General features: G+C 73.1%; 16 protein-coding genes. 12 read left to right on the top strand and 4 right to left on the bottom strand.

From position 1 onward, the window contains the following. Positions 1-92 precede the first annotated feature (92 nt). Entirely contained in the window at positions 93-2,243 is a 2,151-nt protein-coding gene (locus EKH77_RS05410; RefSeq protein ID WP_126913299.1) for a primosomal protein N', read from the top strand. 290 nt (positions 2,244-2,533) lie between these two features. Here the strand turns inward: EKH77_RS05410 and EKH77_RS05405 are convergent, their stop codons facing one another. Further along, a complete protein-coding gene (locus EKH77_RS05405) occupies positions 2,534-3,040 on the bottom strand; it encodes a hypothetical protein (RefSeq protein ID WP_126913298.1) in 507 nt (168 codons plus the stop codon). A gap of 234 nt (positions 3,041-3,274) precedes the next feature. Here EKH77_RS05405 and fmt point away from each other — a divergent pair, with 234 nt between their 5' ends. The 8 genes from fmt (at position 3,275) to EKH77_RS05365 (ending at position 12,612) form a co-directional block, all read left to right on the top strand. Further along, positions 3,275-4,210, top strand: a complete 936-nt coding sequence (gene fmt / locus EKH77_RS05400) for a methionyl-tRNA formyltransferase (protein ID WP_126913297.1) — start codon at positions 3,275-3,277, stop codon at positions 4,208-4,210. A gap of 84 nt (positions 4,211-4,294) precedes the next feature. After that, positions 4,295-5,731 carry an RsmB/NOP family class I SAM-dependent RNA methyltransferase gene (locus EKH77_RS05395; protein ID WP_126913296.1) on the top strand — a complete coding sequence of 479 codons (1,437 nt, stop codon included), beginning with the start codon at positions 4,295-4,297 and terminating at the stop codon, positions 5,729-5,731. Positions 5,732-5,810: 79 nt separating this feature from the next. After that, positions 5,811-6,497 carry a ribulose-phosphate 3-epimerase gene (gene rpe, locus EKH77_RS05390; RefSeq protein ID WP_126913295.1) on the top strand — a complete coding sequence of 229 codons (687 nt, stop codon included), beginning with the start codon at positions 5,811-5,813 and terminating at the stop codon, positions 6,495-6,497. A 220-nt stretch (positions 6,498-6,717) separates the two neighbouring features. Then, a complete protein-coding gene (locus EKH77_RS05385; protein WP_126917888.1) occupies positions 6,718-7,707 on the top strand; it encodes a sugar-binding transcriptional regulator in 990 nt (329 codons plus the stop codon). Positions 7,708-7,894: 187 nt separating this feature from the next. Further along, complete coding sequence (locus tag EKH77_RS05380) at positions 7,895-9,349, top strand: GuaB1 family IMP dehydrogenase-related protein (protein WP_126913294.1); 1,455 nt, start codon at positions 7,895-7,897, stop codon at positions 9,347-9,349. Between the two features lie 349 nt (positions 9,350-9,698). Next, positions 9,699-11,366 carry an amino acid permease gene (locus EKH77_RS05375; protein WP_397613667.1) on the top strand — a complete coding sequence of 556 codons (1,668 nt, stop codon included), beginning with the start codon at positions 9,699-9,701 and terminating at the stop codon, positions 11,364-11,366. 127 nt (positions 11,367-11,493) lie between these two features. Beyond that, on the top strand, positions 11,494-12,060 hold the full coding sequence (locus EKH77_RS05370) for a GNAT family N-acetyltransferase (protein WP_126913292.1): 567 nt from the start codon (positions 11,494-11,496) through the stop codon (positions 12,058-12,060). Between the two features lie 96 nt (positions 12,061-12,156). After that, the gene (locus tag EKH77_RS05365) at positions 12,157-12,612 is read left to right on the top strand and encodes an Lrp/AsnC family transcriptional regulator (protein ID WP_126913291.1); all 456 of its coding nucleotides are present in this window, start codon (positions 12,157-12,159) and stop codon (positions 12,610-12,612) included. 64 nt (positions 12,613-12,676) lie between these two features. On the opposite strand, the gene EKH77_RS05360 is transcribed toward EKH77_RS05365, so the two are convergent. Then, complete coding sequence (locus tag EKH77_RS05360) at positions 12,677-13,801, bottom strand: questin oxidase family protein (RefSeq protein ID WP_126913290.1); 1,125 nt, start codon at positions 13,799-13,801, stop codon at positions 12,677-12,679. Positions 13,802-13,868: 67 nt separating this feature from the next. On the opposite strand from EKH77_RS05360, the gene EKH77_RS05355 reads away from it, so the two are divergent. The 3 genes from EKH77_RS05355 to EKH77_RS05345 all read left to right on the top strand — a co-directional run bounded on the left by EKH77_RS05355 (position 13,869) and on the right by EKH77_RS05345 (position 17,112). Beyond that, positions 13,869-14,360 (top strand): MarR family winged helix-turn-helix transcriptional regulator, encoded by a 492-nt coding sequence (locus EKH77_RS05355; protein WP_126913289.1) that lies wholly within the window; start codon positions 13,869-13,871, stop codon positions 14,358-14,360. Between the two features lie 184 nt (positions 14,361-14,544). Next, positions 14,545-15,345 (top strand): carbon-nitrogen hydrolase family protein, encoded by an 801-nt coding sequence (locus tag EKH77_RS05350; RefSeq protein WP_126913288.1) that lies wholly within the window; start codon positions 14,545-14,547, stop codon positions 15,343-15,345. Positions 15,346-15,405: 60 nt separating this feature from the next. Further along, the gene (locus EKH77_RS05345; protein WP_126913287.1) at positions 15,406-17,112 is read left to right on the top strand and encodes a flavin monoamine oxidase family protein; all 1,707 of its coding nucleotides are present in this window, start codon (positions 15,406-15,408) and stop codon (positions 17,110-17,112) included. Between the two features lie 64 nt (positions 17,113-17,176). Here the strand turns inward: EKH77_RS05345 and EKH77_RS05340 are convergent, their stop codons facing one another. Both EKH77_RS05340 and EKH77_RS05335 read right to left on the bottom strand, forming a co-directional pair. Beyond that, on the bottom strand, positions 17,177-17,869 hold the full coding sequence (locus EKH77_RS05340; RefSeq protein WP_126913286.1) for a DUF5995 family protein: 693 nt from the start codon (positions 17,867-17,869) through the stop codon (positions 17,177-17,179). 79 nt (positions 17,870-17,948) lie between these two features. After that, on the bottom strand, positions 17,949-19,364 hold the full coding sequence (locus tag EKH77_RS05335; RefSeq protein ID WP_126913285.1) for a uracil-xanthine permease family protein: 1,416 nt from the start codon (positions 19,362-19,364) through the stop codon (positions 17,949-17,951). Between the last annotated feature and the right edge of the window lie 61 nt (positions 19,365-19,425).

The raw sequence follows: 19,425 nt of genomic DNA, 5'->3' as shown, positions 1-19,425 counted from the left end.
AAAGTTTCCTGTTTCCTCTTCGCGTACGCCCCGCTGCGCCGGTCCGTCGGGCTCGGCCGCCGCTGTCAGTGGTGTCTGGTAGGACTGGGGCTGTGAGCAGCGAGAACGGGCGGTCGGAGCGGGAGGCTCCCGAAGTGGAGCAGCTCGCGCTGATCCGGGAGAGCGTGCGCAAGGCCAAGGTGCCGCGGGCCAAGCCGCGGACGTGGCGGGGGGCCGTGCTGGCCAAGGAGCTGCCCGTCGCCCGGGTGCTGGTCGACAAGGGGCCGGTCCACCTCGACCGGCTGTGGGATTACGCCGTCCCCGCCGAGCTGGACGCCGAGGCCCGGCCCGGGGTGCGGGTGCGGGTGCGCTTCGGCGCGGGCACGCGGAACGTGCGGGGTGGGCGCCGGGAGGGGGGCGGGCTGCTCGACGGGTTCATCGTGGAGCGGGTCGCCGAGTCCGAGTACCAGGGCCCGCTGGCCGCGCTCGCGCAGGTGCTGTCGCCCGAGCCGGTGCTGAGCCCCGCGCTGCTGGGCCTCTGCCGGTCCGTCGCCGACCGGTACGCGGGCTCGCTCGCCGACGTGCTGCAGCTGGCCGTGCCGCCCCGGCACGCCCGGATCGAGGCCGAGCCGTCGCCCGGCCCGGCGCCGCGCCCCGCCGCGCCCGAGCCCGGCAGCTGGGCACGGTATCCGACCGGCCCCGCCTACCTCCAGGCCGTCGCCCGGGGCGACGCCCCTCGCGCGGTGTGGACGGCGCTGCCCGGGCCGCACTGGCCGGGAGAGCTGGCCCGGGCCGCCGCCGCCGCGCTCTCGGCGGGGCGCGGGGCGCTGATCGTCGTGCCCGACGGCCGGACGGCCGCCCGGGTGGACGCCGCGCTCGGCGAGTTGCTGGGCACCGGGCGCCATGTGCTGCTCACCGCCGACACGGGCCCCGAGGAGCGGTACCGCCGCTGGCTCGCCGTCAGCCGTGGCGCGGTACGGGCCGTGGTCGGCACCCGCGCCGCCATGTTCGCGCCCGTACGGGACCTCGGCCTCGTGGCCATCTGGGACGACGGCGACTCCAGCCACAGCGAGCCGCACGCGCCTCAGCCGCACACCCGTGAGGTGCTGCTGCTGAGGGCCGCCCACGAGAAGGCGGCGTTCCTGCTGGGCGGTTTCGGCTGCACGGTGGAGGCCGCACAGCTGGTGGAGACCGGCTGGGCCCTGCCCCTGGCCGCCGCCCGCGAGCAGATCCGCGTCACCGCGCCCCGGATCCGTACGGTCGGGGAGGCCGACGAGGCGCGGGACGCCGCCGCGCGGGCCGCCCGGCTGCCCACGGTGGCCTGGGAGGTCGCCCGGGAGGGCCTCAAGCACGGGCCCGTGCTGGTGCAGGTGCCGCGCCGGGGCTATGTGCCCCGGCTGGCCTGCGAGCGCTGCCGCGAGCCCGCCCGCTGCGCGCACTGCGCCGGGCCGCTGGAGGCCCGTGCCGGGGACGACGGCCTGCTCCATTGCGGCTGGTGCGGGCAGGAGGCCCGCGACTGGCACTGCGGCGAGTGCGGCGGCTTCCGGCTGCGCGCCCAGGTCGTGGGCGCGCGGCGGACCGCCGAGGAGCTGGGCCGCGCGTTTCCGGCCGTGCCCGTCCGTACGTCCGGGCGCGACCACATCCTGGACTCCGTCCCGGACCGGCCCGCGCTCGTCGTCTCCACGCCGGGCGCCGAGCCCGTCGCCGAGGGCGCCGGCTACGCGGCGGCCCTGCTGCTCGACGGCTGGGCCCTCCTCGGCCGCCCCGACCTGCGGGCGGGGGAGGAGGCGCTGCGCCGCTGGCTGGGCGCGGCCGCGCTGGTGCGGGGGCAGGAGGCCGGCGGCACGGTCGTCGTCGTGGCCGAGCCCACGCTGCGGCCCGTGCAGGCCCTGGTCCGCTGGGACCCGGCCGGGCACGCGGTGCGCGAGCTGGCCGACCGGGCGGAGCTGGGCTTTCCGCCGGTGTCGCGGATGGCGGCGGTCTCGGGGCCGCCGGACGCCGTCGCGGAGCTGATCGCCATGGCGGAGCTGCCGGAGGGGGCGGAGGTGCTCGGGCCCGTCCCGCTGCCGCCGCCCCCTCCGGGGCGGCCCCGGCGGGCGGGCGATCCCCCGCCGGGTGAGCACTGGGAGCGCGCCCTGCTCCGGGTGCGGCCCGGGCAGGGCGCGGCGCTGGCGGCCGCGCTCAAGACGGCGCAGGCGATACGGCTGGCTCGGCGGGAGGGGGAGCCGGTGCGGTTGCGGGTGGACCCGCCGGACATCGGGTGAGCTTGCCCGCTCCGGGCCCATGCCGGTCCCGTGTCGGGTGCGCCCATATCCCGCCGCGGCGGTGATCAGCCACGACGGTGAGGTTCGGCGGTGCCGGACTGGCCTCGGCCCGGTGGACGCCCCCCGTTGCGGTTTGTTCGGCACCGCCGGGCTCGCCGGTGGGGGATCCCGCCGTCGCGGCGGGGAGAGAGCCCCAGTCCCGCCCTTTCTCCCCCAGCTACCGCTGGGAGGTGCCCCCAGTTTCCCGGGGCTGTGCCCCGGACCCCCGTGGCTTCGGCCCGGTGGGGCCGTCAGCCGTTCCGGGGCCCCGGGAACGCTGACGCGCGTGGCTCCTCGCGGTGGGCGCCCGGCTGGCCCGGGACCGTGCGGGCCGCCGGGACGATGGGTACGGGCGCGGGCTCCGCGGTGCGGACGGAGGACTCGGGCGGCTCGGCCGTGGCCTGCGCGCCCGCGCGGCGCGCGCCGTAACGGCGGTGGACCGCCTGCTTGGTGACGCCGAGCGCCGAACCCACCGCGTCCCACGAGAAGCCCAGCGAACGGTCGAAGTCCACCGCCGCCGTGACCAGCGTCTCGACGCTGTCCCGCAGCTCCTGCGCCAGCCGGACGGTGGGCGCGGGGGCGCGGCCGTAGACGACGAAGCCGGCCGACGGGCCGGTGCGGCGCGGCCGGTAGACGTTGCCCAGCTGGGCGGTGAGGGTGCGCAGGGCGTCCACCTGGCGGCGGACCCTCTCGATGTCCCGGACCAGAAGATGCAGGCTGGCCCGTGCCTGGGCGTCGTGGGTTGCGTGGTCGGGCATGAACAAGCCTCTCGGACCGGCGGTTAACGGGACGTTGGGGTAGGAGAACGGAAGCGGGCCGCGGTTGCGGCCCGTTTCGGTCAATCTCTCTTGACCCAACGCGCCACGGGCCGCTGGGTCACGGTATGGGGGCGTACATCCGCCGGAATGGGGCGCGTATCAGCCCGCACGCCCCCCGGGGTCGGGCCGCCTCTAGACTGAGACGCCGCTCACCAGAGAGGTAGTCCGCCACCCATGAGGCTCGTCTTCGCCGGTACCCCCGAGGTCGCCGTACCCGCCCTCGACGCCCTGATCGCCTCGGACCGGCACGAGGTCGTCGCCGTCGTCACCCGGCCCGACGCGCCCGCCGGGCGCGGCCGCCGGCTGGTCGCCAGCCCCGTCGCCGAGCGCGCCGAGGAGGCCGGCATCGAGGTGCTCAAGCCCGCCCGGCCGCGCGACGAGGACTTCCTCGCCAGGCTGCGGGAGATCGCCCCCGACTGCTGCCCCGTCGTCGCCTACGGCGCCCTGCTGCCCAAGGCCGCCCTGGAGATCCCGACCCACGGGTGGGTGAATCTCCACTTCTCGCTGCTGCCCGCGTGGCGCGGCGCCGCCCCCGTGCAGCACTCGATCCTGGCCGGTGACGACATGACCGGCGCCTCCACGTTCCAGATCGAGGAGGGCCTGGACTCCGGCCCCGTCTACGGCGTGCTGACCGAGCACATCCGCCCCACCGACACCAGCGGCGATCTGCTGACGCGCCTCGCCTTCGCCGGCTCCGGGCTGCTCGCCGCGACCATGGACGGCATCGAGGACGGCACGCTCAAGGCCGTGCCGCAGCCCGCGGACGGCATCACGCTCGCCCCGAAGATCAGCGTCGAGGACGCCCGGATCGACTGGGCCGCGCCCGCCCTGCGCGCCGACCGCGTCGTACGCGGCTGCGCCCCGGCGCCCGGCGCCTGGACGACCTTCCGCGGCGAGCGCCTGAAGGTCATGTCCGTGGCGCTCGACCCCGCCCGTACGGAGCTCGCGCCCGGCGAGATCGCCGCCGCCAAGAACTCCGTCCACGTGGGGACCGGCTCCCACGCCGTCCGGCTCCAGTGGGTCCAGCCGCAGGGCAAGAAGCCGATGCAGGCGGCCGACTGGGCGCGCGGCGTGCGCATCGCCCCGGGGGAGAAGCTCGGCGGCGAGTGAGCGAAGTCGTGGGCGAGGAGGTGGGCGAGGAGTGATCCGGCGTAGGCTGGAGCTCCTCATCACCCCAGCTCCGGAGCACCTTTCGTGAACGACCAGGCCCCTCGCAAGCGCCCAGCGAAGCCCTACCGCCGCCCCCAGAAGGACCCGGTGCGGATACTCGCCTTCGAGGCGCTGCGGGCCGTCGACGAGCGGGACGCCTACGCGAACCTGGTGCTCCCGCCGCTGCTCCGCAAGGCCCGGGAGAAGGAGGGCTTCGAGGCGCGCGACGCCGCCCTCGCCACCGAGCTCGTCTACGGGACGCTGCGCAGGCAGGGCACCTACGACGCGATCATCGCCTCCTGCGTGGACCGCCCGCTGCGCGAGGTCGACCCGCCGGTGCTGGACGTCCTGAGCCTCGGCGCCCACCAGCTGCTCGGCACCCGCATCCCCACGCACGCGGCGGTCTCGGCAACTGTCGAGCTGGCCCGGGTGGTGCTCGGCGACGGGCGGGCCAAGTTCGTCAACGCCGTCCTGCGCAAGATCTCCGCCCATGAGCTGGACGGCTGGCTGGAGAAGGTCGCCCCGCCCTACGAGGACGACCCCGAGGAGCACCTCGCCGTCGTCCACTCCCACCCGCGCTGGATCGTCTCCGCGCTGTGGGACGCCCTCGGCGGCCCCCGGGCCGGCATCGAGGACCTGCTGGAGGCGGACAACGAGCGCCCCGAGGTCACCCTCGTCGCCCGCCCCGGCCGGGCCACGACCGACGAGCTGATCGCGGCCGCCGGTGAGGACTCCGCGCTGCCCGGCCGCTGGTCGCCCTGTGCCGTCCGGCTCGCCGAGGGCGGCGAGCCCGGCGCGCTGGAGGCCGTCCGGGAGGGGCGCGCGGGCGTCCAGGACGAGGGCAGCCAGCTGATCGCCCTCGCCCTCGCCGACGTCCCCGTCGACGGGCCGGACGAGCGCTGGCTGGACGGCTGCGCCGGCCCCGGCGGCAAGGCCGCCCTGCTCGGCGCCCTCGCGGCACAGCGCGGAGCTGCGCTGCTGGCGTCCGAGAAGCAGCCGCACCGGGCCCGCCTCGTGGCCCGCGCCCTGGCCGGCAACCCCGGCCCGTACGAGGTCATCGCCGCGGACGGCACGCGTCCGCCGTGGCGCGAGGGGTCCTTCGACCGGGCCCTGGTCGACGTGCCCTGCTCGGGCCTGGGCGCCCTGCGCCGCCGCCCCGAGGCCCGCTGGCGGCGCCGCCCCGAGGACCTGGCAGGCTTCGCGCCGCTCCAGCGCGGGCTGCTGCGCGAGGCGCTGCGTTCCGTGCGCGTCGGCGGTGTCGTCGGCTACGCCACCTGCTCGCCGCACCTGGCGGAGACGCGGGCCGTCGTCGAGGACGTGCTGCGCGGCCGCGGCGGCGAGGCCCCGCCCGCCGAGTGGATCGACGCCCGTCCCTTCATGCGGGGCGTGCCGATGATCGGCGACGGCCCGGACGTCCAGCTGTGGCCGCACCTCCACGGCACGGACGCGATGTATCTGGCGCTGCTGCGCCGCACGGGCTGACCTCCCGGCCGCGGGAAGGGGCGGGGGCCGGGGCGGCCCCGTGTCAAAGACAACGCTCGCGACATGGCAGGCTTGGGGCATGGCAGTACAGATCAACCCCAGCATCCTTTCCGCGGATTTCGCCCGGCTCGCCGACGAGGCGCAGGCCGTGCGGGGCGCCGACTGGCTCCACGTCGATGTGATGGACAATCACTTCGTCCCCAATCTGACGCTCGGCGTGCCGATCGTCGAGTCGCTGCTCAAGGCGACCGACACGCCGCTGGACTGCCATCTGATGATCGAGGACCCGGACCGCTGGGCGCCCCAGTACGCGGAGGTGGGCGCCGGGTCGGTGACCTTCCACGCGGAGGCGGCCCACGCGCCCGTGCGGCTGGCGCGGGAGATCCGGCGGCTGGGGGCCCGGGCGTCGATGGCGCTCAAGCCCGCCACGCCCATCGAGCCCTTCGAGGACCTGCTCCCCGAGCTCGACATGCTGCTGATCATGACCGTCGAGCCGGGCTTCGGCGGCCAGTCGTTCCTCGACATCATGCTGCCCAAGATCCGCCGCACCCGTGAGCTGATCTCGCGCCACAACCTCCCCATCTGGCTCCAGGTGGACGGCGGCGTCTCGGCCGCCACCATCGAGCGGTGCGCGGAGGCGGGCGCGGACGTGTTCGTGGCCGGCTCCGCCGTCTACGGTATGGACGACCCGGCGGAGGCCGTACGCGCCCTGCGCACGCAGGCGGAGCGGGCCACCCTCGGCGCGCCCTGGGCCTGCGCCCACTGAGCGGCCCGTGCCGCTCGCCCGAATTGCTGAGGGCCGAGGTCAAGGTCTGATCGCGGACCGTCGAATCTGACAGGATGACATCGGGTCCACGCGTCACAGCGGGACACCTTCGGCAGAAACAGCTACACCCATCCCAGTGGCTACCCACGCGGTAGCAGCGAAGCTTGACCACAGTAGTGAGGAGACCGCGGTGTCGACGGCCGGCCGTTCAGCCACGCCCATGGGGCCCGCCGAGCTGGTGCAGGCGGCGGCGATGGCCCGCCGTTTCTACCTCGAGGGCAAGTCGAAGATCCAGATCGCCGAGGAGTTCGGCGTGAGCCGCTTCAAGGTGGCCCGAGTACTGGAGACGGCGCTCGAGCGCGACCTCGTGCGGATCGAGATCCGGGTGCCGGCCGAGCTGGACGCGGAGCGCTCCGACGCGCTGCGCGCCCGCTACGGCCTGCGCCACGCGGTCGTCGTGGAGTCCCCGGCCGACGCCGCCGACGACGCCGCCGACCCGGAGAACCTCGGCGAGGTCGCGGCCGGCCTGCTCGGCGAGCTGGTCCACGAGGGCGATGTGCTCGGCCTCGCCTGGGGCCGCTCCACCATCCACATGGCCGCCGCCCTCCACCGGCTGCCCCCCTGCACGGTGGTCCAGCTCACCGGCGTCTACGACGCGGGCACCGCCGAGCGCGGCTCGGTGGAGGCCGTCCGCCGGGCCGCCCAGGTCTCCGGCGGCGAGGCCCACCCGATCTACGCCCCGATGCTGCTGCCGGACACGGCCACCGCCGCCGCCCTGCGCGGCCAGACGGGCATCGCCCGGGCCTTCGAGTACTTCGACCGGGTCACCGTCGCCGCCGTGTCCATCGGCTCCTGGGAGTCGGGCGTCTCCACGGTCTACGACATGCTCACCGAGGAGGAGCGCGAGCACTACGCCTCGCTCGGCGCGACCGCGGAGATGTCCGCGCACCTCTTCGACGCCGAGGGCCGCCGCATCGGCCGGGACCTGGGCGAGCGCTGCATCACCGTCGAGGCCGACCGGCTGCGCCGCATACCGGAGGTCGTCGCGATCGCCGGCGGGCTGCGCAAGGCGGCGGCGATCGGCGCGGTGCTCCGCTCCGGCCTGGTCACCAGCCTGGTCACGGACACCGCCGCCGCCGACTTCCTCCTCCACGAGACGGGCCCGGGCCCCCGCCCGGCCCTGGACCGCACCGATCCGGACGGCGCGTAGCGGCGTCCCTTCCCGCCCTCGGGAGGGGATTCCAGCAGGTCAGCGGCAGGCCTTGGAGGATCGGCCAAGGCCCTCCCGGACAGCCCTGGAGGTTCGGGACTGGCCAGGTGCCCCGGTCGGCATGTGAGAATGAAGTACGTGCTTTTCCCTCGGCATGCCTTGTCGGGGGTCACCTCGAACGACTGGGATGTATCAGCACGTGCGTTTCCTCAATGACCAGAAGCCGCCGTACGACCTGACGTACGACGATGTGTTCATGGTGCCGAGCCGCTCCGCGGTCGGCTCCCGCCAGGGTGTGGACCTCTCCGCCCCGGACGGGACGGGCACCACCATTCCGCTCGTGGTCGCGAACATGACCGCGATCGCCGGCCGCCGCATGGCGGAGACGGTCGCCCGCCGCGGTGGCCTCGTCGTCATCCCGCAGGACATTCCGATCGAGGTCGTCACCGAGGTCATCTCCTGGGTCAAGGGCCGTCACCACGTGCTCGACACCCCGATCGTGCTGGCCCCCACCCAGACCGTCGCCGACGCGCTCTCCCTGCTGCCGAAGCGGGCCCACGGCGCCGGCGTCGTCGTCGACGCGGACCAGCGCCCCGTCGGTGTCGTCACCGAGCACGACCTGTCCGGTGTGGACCGCTTCACCCAGCTGTCCGAGGTCATGTCCAAGGAGCTGCTGCTCCTCGACGCCGACATCGACCCGCGCGAGGCCTTCAACCAGCTCGACGCCGCGCACCGCAAGCTGGCCCCGGCCGTGGACAAGGACGGCAAGCTGGCCGGCATCCTGACCCGCAAGGGTGCCCTGCGCGCGACGCTGTACACCCCGGCCGTCGACAAGGACGGCAAGCTGCGCATCGCCGCCGCCGTCGGCATCAACGGCGACGTGGCCGGCAAGGCCAAGGCCCTGCTGGACGCCGGTGCCGACACCATCGTCGTGGACACCGCCCACGGCCACCAGGAGTCGATGATCTCCGCGATCAAGGCCGTCCGGTCGCTCGACCCGAACGTCCCGATCGTCGCGGGCAACATCGTCGCCGCCGAGGGCGTGCGCGACCTCATCGAGGCCGGCGCGGACATCATCAAGGTCGGTGTGGGCCCGGGCGCCATGTGCACCACCCGCATGATGACCGGCGTGGGCCGCCCGCAGTTCTCCGCGGTGCTGGAGTGCGCCGCCGAGGCCAAGAAGTACGGCAAGCACGTCTGGGCCGACGGTGGCGTCCGTCACCCGCGCGACGTGGCCATGGCGCTGGCCGCCGGTGCCTCCAACGTCATGATCGGCTCCTGGTTCGCCGGGACGTACGAGTCCCCGGGCGACCTCCAGCAGACGGCCGACGGCCGCCTCTACAAGGAGTCCTTCGGCATGGCCTCGGCCCGTGCCGTGCGCAACCGCACCTCCGAGGAGTCCGCCTACGACCGGGCCCGCAAGGGTCTGTTCGAGGAGGGCATCTCCACCTCCCGCATGTTCCTCGACCCGGCCCGCCCGGGCGTCGAGGACCTGATCGACTCGATCATCGCGGGTGTCCGTTCCTCCTGCACCTACGCGGGCGCGGGCTCCCTGGAGGAGTTCGCCGAGCGTGCCGTCGTCGGCGTCCAGAGCGCCGCCGGCTACGCCGAGGGCAAGCCGCTGCACGCCAGCTGGCAGTAATCACGCACCGCCCGTGAAGAGGGGCGCGATCCGGTTCGCCGGGTCGCGCCCCTTTTTTGCTGCCCCTGTACCGATTCATGACACCGTGCGCAATGATTCACTGATAAGGGCCCCCCGACGCAATGATCGAACGGGCATACGCAAGAATGGTGCATTACGAGCGCGGGCCCTCACCTCGTAAGGTCTGCGCAGAACGTGGAGTGGCGGATACCGCTTGCTCGGCGGTACCCCCTCGCTACGGGTTTGCTCTGCCATGCCGGCGCACCCTGGGACCGCCGCGCCGTCGCTCCCGACCGGCCACCCCCGACCGGGAATCATGAACGGAGCGACCCCTGTGGGATCGACCCCAGTGTTGGACAAAGGCGCATCGCCGGCCCTGACCGGCGACGCCAGGCGTGCCCCGCTGCCGACCGCCGGCTTCGGCAGCCGCCTGATGCGCCGCAAGCCCGTCGAGCGCCTGGTCGCCGAGGGCGGCCAGGGCGAGGGCGGCTCGCTGCGCCGCTCGCTCGGCATGTGGCAGCTGACGATGATCAGCATCGGCGCCACCCTGGGCACCGGCATCTTCGTGGTGCTGGGCGAGGCCGTGCCCAAGGCCGGCCCCGCCGTGGTGATCTCCTTTGTGATCGCCGGTCTCACCGCGCTCTTCTCGGCCCTGTCCTACGCCGAGCTCGCCGGCACCATCCCGGTCTCCGGCTCCTCGTACTCGTACGCCTACGCCACCATGGGCGAGGTCGTCGCCTGGGTCTGCGGCTGGTGCCTGATCCTGGAGTACGGCGTCTCCGTCGCGGCCGTCGCCGTCGGCTGGGGCCAGTACCTCAACGAGCTCCTCCAGGGCACCCTCGGCGTCACCATCCCGACGTGGATGGCCAACCCGCCCGGCGTGGACGGCGGCGTCTTCAACCTGCCGGCCCTGCTCGTCGTGCTGCTGTGCATGGCGTTCCTGCTGGGCGGCGCGAAGGAGAGCGCCCGCGCCAACGCCATCATGGTCGGCGTGAAGATCGTGGCCCTGCTGCTCTTCTGCGCCGTCGCCTTCACCGGCATCCGCGCCGGCAACTACGCGCCCTTCATGCCGCTCGGCCTCGGCGGCGTCAGCGCCGCGGGCGCCAGCCTGTTCTTCTCCTACATCGGCTTCGACGCCGCGTCGACGGCCGGTGAGGAGGCGAAGGACCCCAAGAAGGACCTGCCCAAGGCGATCATGCTCTCCCTGCTGATCGTCACGGCCCTCTACGTCCTGGTCGCGGCCGTCGCCGTCGGCGCCCTGCCGTGGAAGAAGTTCGAGGGTTCCGAGGCCGCGCTGGCCGGGATCATGAAGGACGTCACGGGCCAGAGCTTCTGGGCCGTCCTGCTGGCCGCCGGTGCCGTCATCGCCATCGCCAGCGTCGTGCTGACCGTCCTCTACGGCCAGACCCGCATCCTCTTCGCGATGTCCCGCGACGGACTGGTCCCCAAGTCCTTCGCCAAGGTCAACAAGAAGGGCGTCCCGGTCGCCAACACCGTGATCGTCTCGCTCTTCTGCGGCGTCCTCGCCGCCGCCGTGCCGCTCGGCCAGCTCGCGGACGCCACCAGCATCGGCACGCTCTTCGCCTTCGCGCTGGTCAACATCGCCGTCATCGTGCTCCGGTTCACCCGTCCCACCATGAAGCGCAGCTTCCGGGTACCGCTTTCGGGTGTGCGGGTGCCCTTCGGCGACACCACGGTGCCGCTGGCGCCGGTCTTCCCCGCCATCGGCTGCGCCCTGTGCGTCTACATGATGACCAGCCTGGACGTCGTGACCTGGGAGGTCTTCGGCGGCTGGATGGTCATCGGCCTGGTGCTCTACTTCGCCTACGGCATGCGCAGCTCGCGGCTCGCCCGGGAAGCCCGTGGTGAGCTGGTGGCTGCTGTGACCGAGGTGGCTCAGGAGGCGTCCGAGGCGGCGCCGAAGGCTGCGGCGAAGACCGCCCAGGCCCCCGCGAAGGCCGCGAAGCCGACGGCGAAGCGTTCCGCCAAGTCCCGGAAGCCTTCCAACAGGAAGTGATCTTCTTCCGCGCCGCCCTATGATCCCTGGCTGCCGGGTCCGCTCCACGCGGGCCCGGCAGCAGCCGTTTTCGGGTATGTCGACGGCCCCGGCCCGGCCGTCCGGGGCACCGAAGGGATCACATCCGATGAGCAGCCCCCACCTCCTGCTGACCGGCGACCGCCTCGCCCTGGGCATGCCCCGCGACGAGATGCTGACCGAGTACCACCGATGGGAGACCGACCCCGGCAGCGTCCTGGGCCGCGGCAGCCGCTTCCCGCAGACATGGGAGGCCCGGGCCGACGAGTGGGACCGCGCCCTCGACGACCGCGACCATCCGCGCTTCGAGATCGTCCGGCTCAAGGACAAGCAGCCCATCGGCCTCACCGCGCTCCGGGTCGACGCCCGGGAGCAGCGGGCCGAGTTCTCCATCCTCCTCGCCCCGGCCCACCGGGGCCGGCGCTTCGCCGAGGAGGCCACCCGGCTCACCCTCGACTGGTCCTTCCACCTGGGCGGCCTCCACGCCGTGTGGCTACGGGTCCTGGAACCCAATCGGGCCGGGCTCACCGCCTTCGAGAAGGCCGGATTCCGGCCGACCGGGCGCTTCCGCAAATCCGGCCACTGGATGGGCCAGCGCGTCGACGAAGTCCTGATGGACGCCCTGATCGAGGACTTCCCCGGCCCCTCCGCCATGGTCACCACCCTCGGCAGATGAGCCGCCCCCACCGCGCACGAGTCGGGAGCGGGGCCGGGCACGTGATCTACTGCAGGTAGCAGTAGCCATGACCCGGAGAAAAGTGATCCACCCGCCGTGCGATTGAACGAGCTCGACGAACGCATCGTGCATGCCCTGGCCGAGGACGCCAGGCGCTCCTACGCCGACATCGGAGCGGAGATCGGCCTGTCCGCGCCCGCCGTCAAACGGCGGGTGGACCGGCTGCGCGCCGAGGGCGCCATCACCGGTTTCACCGTGCGGGTGGACCCGGCGGCGCTCGGCTGGGAGACCGAGGGGTTCATCGAGCTCTACTGCCGTCGCAACACCTCGCCCGAGGCGATCCACCGGGGCCTCTCGCGCTACCCGGAGGTGGCGTCGGCCTCCACCGTCACCGGTGAGGCCGACGCCATCGTGCAGATCTTCGCCTCGGACATGCGTCACTTCGAGCGGGTCCTGGAGCGCATCGCGGGCGAGCCCTTCGTGGAGCGCACCAAGTCCGTGCTGGTCCTCTCCCCGCTGCTGCGCCGTTTCAGCTCCGGCGCCCCGTCCTGACAGTGGGACCGCGCCCTCCTGGCCGTAAGCAGCGGCTGATGTCCGCTGTCTCCGGCCCGGTGGGTCACCGGCGCCCGGCGGTGCCGATCGCGCCGCCGGCGTCCAGCCGGTCGACCCGTCCCTGGGCGGCGAAGGCCGCGGCGAGATAGCGCGGGTCGGGCCGCAGGGCGTGCTCGCGCAGGCACGCCTCGGTGAACTTGATCACGTGCTCGTCCCCGTGCTCCGCCGCCCGCGCGGCCAGCTCCGGGGCCGGGGGCGCCGCCTGTGCCTCCGCCCGCCGGGCGTCGGCGTCCTCGTCCCACCGGTCGGTGGTGAAGGCCAGCAGGAAGGTGATGTGCACCTGCCAGAGGGCGGCCAGTGTCGGCTCGTGGAGCTCCGGTGGCAGGTGGGGGAGGACGAGACGGGCGGCCGCGGGCGCGGTCACCCCGTGGATCAGCGGGACGGGGAAGACCTCGGGGTGCGCGAGGTAGACGCCGGCGAAGCGGAGGGTCATCTCGCTCAGCAGCCGGTCCGCGCGGTCCGGCGCCAGTGACGTCAACGCCTCGCCGTAGCCGGGGAGTTCGGCGAGCCGGGCCAGGCGCTGCCGGGGAACCTCCGGGCGCAGGGGACCGTCGTGCGGGACGCGGGGGAGCGCGGCGATCGCGCCCGCCAGGTCGTACGTCCCGGTCAGGCGTGGGTGGCCGGGGAGCTCGGTGAAGCGGGCGGCCCAGTAGGCCAGCCCCCGGGCGAGCTCGTCCAGCTGGAGCTGGGTGGGCCGCTCGGCGGCGTACAGGCCGCGCACGGCGTGCGCGACGCGGATGAGGCCGTGGGTCAGCCCGGCGAAGAGACCGGGGAGCAGCCGCGGCCACCAGCGGACGACCACCTCGCGCCAGTGCGCCTCGGCGAGTTCGCGGGTGAAGAGGGCCTCCCAGTCGCCGGCCCGGTGGAACGCCCCGAGCGCGGGGCGCCAGGAGGACTCGTCGGTGGGGTCCAGGGCGAAGCGCGGGGCGGGCGGCTCGTGGTGCTCCATGGCGCGCCGGTAGCGCTCCACCCAGCGGGACACCTCGTCCCCGTGCCCGAGGAGGGCCAGCGCCTCGGCTCCCATCGGGCCGTGATTGGCCAGGTCGACTCCCTGGCCGCGTTCGTACCCCAGATCCTTCATGCGTTCCAGGGCGTCATTGAGGGCATCGCTGTAGCTGATCGACGGCATGATCCGGCCACCCACACCTTTCGGGAATCCAAATGGTTCGGAAGTCCAAAGCATCTACAATCGAAGTATGCCGCACGCGATCAGAACCGGGACACCGCCCCGCCCCCCGACCGCCGAAGAGGTCGAAGTCATCGCCCTCGTCCCCCTGTTGGAGCCCTTCTTCCGCAAGGTGAGGGTCCGTGAGCAGATGCCGCCGGCGCTGCGCGAGGCCATGGAGAAGCACGGGCTGACGGCCCGGCACGGCGCCGTGCTGCCGCACCTGCTGGCGGGGGTGCCGCTGACTGTCGGCCAGATCGCCGGGCGGCTGCATGTCTCCCTGCCGACCGCCAGCGAACTGGTGGGGGCGCTGAGCCGGGCGGGGATCGTGGAACGGGCGGAGGACCCGGGGAACCGCCGCCGGGTGCTCGTCTCGCTGGCGGAGGACTACCGGCCGCTCCTGGAGACCTTCGTCGCGCTCCGGGGCGAGCCGCTGCTGAGGGCCCTGGACGGGCTGACACCCGAGGAGCGCGCGGGCTTCGTGGCGGGGCTGACCGCCTGGGTGCGGGAGGTCCAGGGGTAGGTCCCAGCAGGCCCACGCAACGTTTCGCCGCCACGGCGGCGAAACGCGCAACGAATCCACCGTCCTCGCGCAACGTCCGCGCCTTGTCCGGCGAAGAGCGCAAACCTTACCGTCGAGTCGTTTAAACGTATGAGTGTTTGAACCGCCCTGCCGAACGGCTCCGCTCGACTGCTGAAGAGGACGCATGACGCCGCTGCGTATCGCGCTGTTCCAAGGCCCCAGCGGCGTTCCCGCCTCGACCGCCGACAGCATCGCCGCCCTGGACGGCGCCGCGCGCCGGGCCGCCGCCGCCGGCGCCCGGCTGCTGCTCACCGACGAGCTGTTCCTGACCGGGTACGCCCTCGGCGAGGCCGTCGCCGATCTCGCCGAGCCCGCCGACGGCCCCGGCGCCCACGCCGTCGCGCGCGTCGCCGCCGAGCACGGCCTGGCCATCGGCTACGGCTACCCCGAGCGCGACGGCGGGACGGTCTTCAACTCCCTCCAGCTGATCGGCCCCGACGGGACCCGGCTCGCGAACTACCGCAAGACCCATCTCTTCGGCGAGTACGAGACCACCAGCTTCACCCCCGGCCGGGACCTCGTCGTCCAGGCCGAGCTCGACGGCGTCCGGATCGGGCTCCTGATCTGCTACGACGTCGAGTTCCCCGAGACCGTCCGGGCGCACGCCCTGGCCGGCACCGAGCTGCTGCTCGTCCCCACCGCGCTGATGCGGCCGTACGAGATCGTCCCGCAGACGATCGTCCCGGCCCGCGCGTGGGAGAGCCAGCTCTACATCGCCTACGCCAACCGCTGTGGCGTGGAAGGCGACCTCACCTTCGCGGGGCTGTCCTGCCTGGCCGCCCCGGACGGGACCGTACGGGCCCGGGCCGGCGCCGGCGAGGACCTGGTCGTCGCCGACGTCGACCCGGAGCTGCTCCGGGCCTCCCGCGCCGAGAACACCTATCTCGGCGACCGCCGCCCGGCGCTCTACACCTCGCTCACCTGACCCGCGGCCCCCGCCCCGCGCACCCCCCTCAACACCCCTGCCAGTAGGAGAGTCCAGCCGATGACGTCCACGGTGCCCCCCGCCGCCCACGACGAGCACGAGCAGGCCCAGCCCGTCGAGCCGCCGATCACCATGTTCGGCCCGGACTTCCCCTTCGCGTACGACGACTTCCTCGCCCACCCGGCGGGCATCGGCCAGATCCCGGCCACCGAGCACGGCACCGAGGTCGCCGTCATCGGCGGCGGCCTGTCGGGCATCATCGCCGCGTACGAGCTGATGAAGATGGGCCTCAAGCCCGTCGTCTACGAGGCCGACCAGATCGGCGGCCGGCTGCGCACCGTCGGCTTCGAGGGTTGCGACGACGAGCTGACCGCCGAAATGGGCGCGATGCGCTTCCCGCCGTCCTCCACCGCCTTCCAGCACTACATCGACCTGGTGGGCCTGGAGACCAAGCCGTTCCCCAACCCGCTCGCGCCCGACACCCCCTCCACCGTCGTCGACCTCAAGGGCGAGTCGCACTACGCCGAGACGATCGACGACCTGCCGCAGGTCTACCGCGACGTCGCCACCGCGTGGAACGCCTGCCTGGAGGAGGGCGCCGACTTCTCCGACATGAACCGCGCCATGCGCGAGCGCGACGTGCCGCGCATCCGCGAGATCTGGGCGAAGCTCGTCGAGAAGCTCGACAACCAGACCTTCTACGGCTTCCTCTGCGAGTCGGAGGCCTTCAAGTCCTTCCGGCAGCGCGAGATCTTCGGCCAGGTCGGCTTCGGCACCGGCGGCTGGGACACCGACTTCCCCAACTCCATCCTGGAGATCCTCCGCGTCGTCTACACCGAGGCGGACGACCACCACCGCGGCATCGTCGGCGGCAGCCAGCAGCTTCCGCTGCGCCTGTGGGAGCGCGAGCCGGCGAAGACCGTCCACTGGGCGCCGGGCACCTCGCTGTCCTCCCTGCACGGCGGCGCCCCCCGCCCGGCCGTCACCCGGCTGCACCGCACGGCGGGCAACCGCATCACGGTGACCGACGCGACCGGTGACATCCGCACCTTCCGGGCGGCGATCTTCACCGCGCAGTCCTGGATGCTGCTGTCCAAGATCGAGTGCGATGACTCGCTCTTCCCGATCGACCACTGGACGGCGATCGAGCGCACCCACTACATGGAGTCCTCCAAGCTCTTCGTGCCCGTGGACCGGCCGTTCTGGCTGGACAAGGACGAGGAGACGGGCCGGGACGTGATGTCGATGACGCTCACCGACCGGATGACCCGCGGCACCTATCTGCTGGACAACGGCCCGGACAAGCCGGCCGTGATCTGCCTGTCGTACACCTGGTGCGACGACAGCCTCAAGTGGCTGCCGCTGTCGGCGAACGAGCGCCTGGAGGTCATGCTCAAGTCGCTCGGCGAGATCTACCCCAAGGTCGACATCCGGAAGCACATCATCGGCAACCCGGTGACGGTCTCCTGGGAGAACGAGCCCTACTTCATGGGCGCGTTCAAGGCCAACCTGCCGGGCCACTACCGCTACCAGCGACGGCTGTACACCCACTTCATGCAGGACCGCCTGCCCGAGGACATGCGCGGCATCTTCCTCGCGGGTGACGACATCTCCTGGACGGCCGGCTGGGCCGAGGGCGCCGTCCAGACCGCGCTGAACGCGGTGTGGGGCGTCATGCACCAGTTCGGCGGCGGCACGGACGCCACCAACCCCGGCCCGGGCGACGTCTTCGACGAGATCGCGCCCGTCGAGCTGCCGGAGGACTGAGCCGTTCCACCACCGCGCCCGCTGACGCGCGCCCGCCCGTTCGTACGGGGCGGACGGGCGCGCGTCAGCCCAGCGGGGTGAGGAGACAGCGGCCGACCATGCCGACGCCGGCGTCGACGCGGTCGGTGAACTCCTCGGCCAGCTCGGGCAGTTCGCGTATCGCCCACAGTGCGCGGAACGAGGCCCAGGCCGCGTTCCGCGCGGCCTCCAGCGTCCAGGAACCGACCAGATGGGTCAGGGGATCGGCGACATCGAGCGCGTCCGGCCCCGGCATCAGCTCCTCGCGGATCCGCTCCTCCAGGGCGACGAGCGTCTCGCCGATCCGGTGGAAGTCCCCCTGGAGGGCGGACGGCTCGACCTCCAGCGCCCGGCAGGTGTCGACGAGCGCCAGCGCCAGGTCATGGCCGATGTGGGCGTTGATCCCCGCCAGCGCGAACTGCAGCGGCCGGACGGCCGGATGGCCGCGCAGCTGGAACAGCGGCCGCCAGCAGGCGGGCTGCCGCCGCCCCCGCGCGGCCTGGTCCACGGCGCGCAGATAGCGCTCGGCGAAGCGCACGTCCAGCTCGGCCGTGGCGGTACGGTCCCGGAAGCCTCCGGCCGCCGCCCGTCGGCCGACCTCCTCCGTGACCGCCAGATACACCCGGTTGAAGACGGCCACCCCGTCCTTCGGCGGCAGCGCGGCCTCCAGCGCCCGCATCCGCACCAGGACCCCCTCGATACCGGCGGCCGCCGCCGGCTGTACCCGCGTCATCGTCATACGCACAGAGTGACAGACGAACACGGAGAGTAGGCGATCTGGTCCGATGGTTAACCAGAACGGGTGAACGAGTGGGCGATCAAGCCTCGCCGCGCGCGGGGGTCTCGCCCTCGGCGGCGTCCTCGACCGGGTCGTAGCTGCTCGTGCCCTCGTCCAGCAGCGGCTCCTGCGCCTTGAGGTGCGCCGGGGCCAGGGCGCGCAGGACGTGGTAGCCGGACAGGACCACGATCGTGCCGAGCGCGATGCCGCCCAGCTCGAAGTTCTTCCCGATCTTCAGGGAGACGCCGCCGATGCCGATGATCACGCCCGCGGCCACCGGCACGAGGTTCAGCGGATTGCGCAGGTCGACCTTGTTGTGGACCCAGATCTGCGCGCCCAGCAGGCCGATCATGCCGTACAGGATGACGGTGATGCCGCCGAGCACCCCGCCCGGGATCGCCGCGACGACGGCCCCGAACTTCGGGCAGACGCCGAAGAGCAGGGCGAAGCAGGCCGCGGCCCAGTAGGCGGCCGTGGAGTAGACGCGGGTGGCGGCCATCACGCCGATGTTCTCGGAGTACGTGGTGTTGGCCGGTCCGCCGACCGCCGTGGAGAGCACCGTCGCCACGCCGTCCGCCGCGATCGCCGGGCCCAGCTGGTCGTCCAGCCGGTCACCGGTCATCTCGCCGACGGCCTTGACGTGCCCGGCGTTCTCCGCGATCAGCGCGATGACCACCGGCAGCGCCACCAGCGCCGCCGACCAGCCGAAGCTCGGCCCGTGCAGCGAGGGCAGGCCGACCCAGTCCGCCTTGGCCACGCCCGACAGGTCCAGTCGCCAGTGGTCGACGGCCTCGGCGCCGCCGTTCACCGAGTGGATCTTGCCGAAGAGCCGGTCGGACACCCAGGACAGCGCGTAGCCGAAGAGCAGGCCGAGGAAGATCGCCACCCGGGACCAGAAGCCCCGCAGGCACACCACCGCCAGCCCCGTGAACAGCATCGTCAGCAACGCCGTCCACTGGTCCTGCGGCCAGTACGTCCGTGCCGTGACCGGCGCCAGGTTGAAGCCGATCAGCATGACCACGGCACCGGTGACCACCGGCGGCATCGCCGCGTGGATGATCCGCGCGCCGAACCGCCGCACCAGCAGGCCGGCGAGGAACAGCACCACACCGACCACCAGGATCGCCCCGGTGACCGCCGCGCTGTCGCCGCCCTGGGCCCGGATGATCGCCGCGACTCCGACGAAGGAGAGGCTGCACCCCAGATAGCTGGGCACCCGCCCCCGGGTCGCCAGCAGGAACAGCATCGTGGCGATGCCCGACATCATGATCGCGAGGTTCGGGTCGAGGCCCATCAGGACGGGTGCCACGAAGGACGCCCCGAACATCGCCACCACGTGCTGGGCGCCCAGCCCCGCCGTCCTCGGCCACGAGAGCCGTTCATCCGGTCTGACGACGGCGCCGGGGGCGGGGGTGCGCCCGTCCCCGTGCAGGGTCCAGCGGACGCCCAGGCCCATGAGTGCTCCCAAAATGTTCGCGTTGTGATGATCCGGACCATGCTAAGCGCGGCCGAGGGGT

It is taken from the genome of Streptomyces luteoverticillatus, assembly GCF_003970715.1.
Classification (GTDB): domain Bacteria; phylum Actinomycetota; class Actinomycetes; order Streptomycetales; family Streptomycetaceae; genus Streptomyces; species Streptomyces abikoensis.
This window is presented reverse-complemented; position numbering and strand designations above follow the sequence as displayed.